Origin of the sequence: Brevibacterium sp. FME17 (assembly GCF_014897515.1) — a bacterium.
In the GTDB taxonomy this organism is placed as follows: Bacteria; Actinomycetota; Actinomycetes; order Actinomycetales; family Brevibacteriaceae; genus Brevibacterium.
Genome location: NZ_JABUYD010000054.1, coordinates 1 through 2,198 on the forward strand (window position 1 = coordinate 1; position 2,198 = coordinate 2,198).

General features: G+C 54.0%; 2 protein-coding genes. One reads left to right on the top strand and one right to left on the bottom strand.

Translation table 11 applies throughout. The features are described 5' to 3' along the window. Positions 1–739: 739 nt before the first annotated feature. Positions 740–1,597 (top strand): hypothetical protein, encoded by an 858-nt coding sequence (locus INT40_RS20235; protein WP_193096866.1) that lies wholly within the window; start codon positions 740–742, stop codon positions 1,595–1,597. A gap of 163 nt (positions 1,598–1,760) precedes the next feature. Here INT40_RS20235 and INT40_RS20240 read toward each other — a convergent pair. Next, positions 1,761–2,198: hypothetical protein (locus tag INT40_RS20240; protein WP_193096867.1), on the bottom strand; the 438-nt coding region annotated here is incomplete at its 5' end.

Here is a 2,198-nt window from a genome sequence, read left to right on the forward strand (position 1 = left end):
CACCAGGATCACGAATCCCGCTAGCTCGGGTGTCCACAAAACCAGGCTAACCTCAACAGTGAGCAGGCTCTGCAGCACGTGAGCTGAGCTACTGATGCTGAGTTGGTGGGCTGAGATAGTTGGAGAGTCGATGAGTAAACCAATTGCCATTCACATTTGCAATCGCGATTGCTTTCGTCGTTGACTTCATCACTCGACAGTCAATGCACACGAACAAGACGAAGAACAATCATTAACTAAATGATTAAAGGCATTGCACATAAGGCATACATGAGGCACTGACCACATGGTCATGCCCTACAACACCAACACGAGTAAATGAGTAATACAACAATGCTTACCAACAAACCAACCAGCAAGTGCGCCTGCCGACACACCAGTCGGCAGCATCATTCGCAATCCGCAAATCAGACTACGAGCACGAACCAGCACAAGCGAACACACACCCAACACCCCTCTGACCTGCAAAGACACCCACCCGCTACCCCCTCGGGCTACCCACTATCGCTCCCCGTAGGCATAACGACTTTCACACACAGAAAGATTGCAGCTTGGGCGTTCCCAGTGTTTACGCGAGCCGTGGGTGCATTATGGGTGTTCCTGAGTGGCGCCCGTGTGGGGTTTCTGTGGCCTCGCCGAGGTGGAGGTTTTTTGCAATTACTCCATCGTTACTATTCCGTTATATATTGAATTGGACCGTTCACGTCAGGTGTAGCACTGCGTTGACTAAGGTGGGGTCATGACTGCAGACGGTGCTATGGAAGACCCGGAGTTCTCGGAGGAAACCCCCGAGCAAAGACTTATGAGCTGCCTCACGCTCATCGAGCGATGGGGACACTACGTTCAATCGCCGATCAAGGTCCAAAGAGGTAGCCTGCTGGACTCCTCTGACAGGCGGTGCCGAAGGGCGGAGGTGAGCACAATCGCCTGGCACGGAATCTCCATTGCCCTCGAGCACGTGACTGCCGTTGCGAGGATCGTCAAGGGCGACCTTAATGAAGAATCGTGGTCACCGTACTTGACGCCCTCGAGCACGCACGCGTTTCTGCGATCATCGCAACTGGCCGCTTCTCGAGCATTATGGATACTTGACGCCGAGAATCTTGACTTGCAGGCGAATCGCGCCTTGGAAGTGAAGTACTCGGAGCTTCGTAATGAAGCTAATGCGCTAGAAGACATCACTCACGACGAGCAGCTTAGTGAGGCGTATGGGGTAGATGGTCTGCCAGCTCGGGCGAAAGAGTGTCGGACGAAGCTGGGAGAGATTCGCTCTCTACTCAAGTCGCGGGTGAGCGGCTGGAAGGATGTTACCTCCGATACTGACATTGTGAAGATCGCGGCAAAGTATCTTCCAGAGCACGGCAAGAGCGCAGTTCTCACTCACTCGTATTTGATGAGTTGGCGCATGGGCAGCGGTTCGGCTCATGGGTATTATTGGCCGACGCTTATGCGTGGGTTCGAGACGTCGGAAGAGAATGGTGTCGTGGTCGCGAAGAGTTACGGTGATCTGCCTCAGACTTCTATGGCTTTCATGTCGATCACTTTGCTTCTGAATCGAGTGTTGAACTTGTATTACCAGCGCAGCACTGCGCGTTAACCGCCCGCGTGCCCGATGCAGCCGTTTACTAACCAAATACGCACTCGCCCCAGGGCGGTCTTGTTTAAGGCCGCCCTGGGGCTTTCCGTCGTTGTGTGCTATATTCTCCAGCCTTGCAGCGGCCACGAAGCAGCGGCCAGTGAGTCCTTACCCACGGCCCACTTTAGATGCTGCCCGTGACGGTGAAATCAGCGTAGGCCTCGGATGACTCGTCAAAATACACCTGAATCTCGATTCGAACGTCCGAGCCCTCGGGTGCCGTGTAGCCGTCAGTGAACGTGGTGGATTGACCCGGTGCAATGGGGGCATTTCCCGTACATTCGAACAGTCCGTCTCCGCAAATAATGTCGGCATTGGAGGTGGTGTCAGTGCCGTACGAGACTTGCGCAATTACCATTCCTTGACTGACGGTCATGTCTGAGTCGTTCTTCACTTTAAACTCGAAAACTGGGGCGTGCTCACTGGATGGTGAGGCGTAGTCGCCGGGATTGTTGATTCCCTTGTAGTCAACCGTGACGTTGATGCCGTGTGCGCCTTCGATCTTGTTGAGGTTAGCCTCGAATAGTGGACACCCAAGGTAGCGGGATTTCAGGTCCTGCTG

What these genes read in the sequence shown, in the direction of transcription:
- INT40_RS20235 (WP_193096866.1), top strand. Translation starts at nt 740, where the DNA reads ATGACTGCAGACGGTGCTATGGAAGACCCGGAGTTCTCGGAGGAAACC.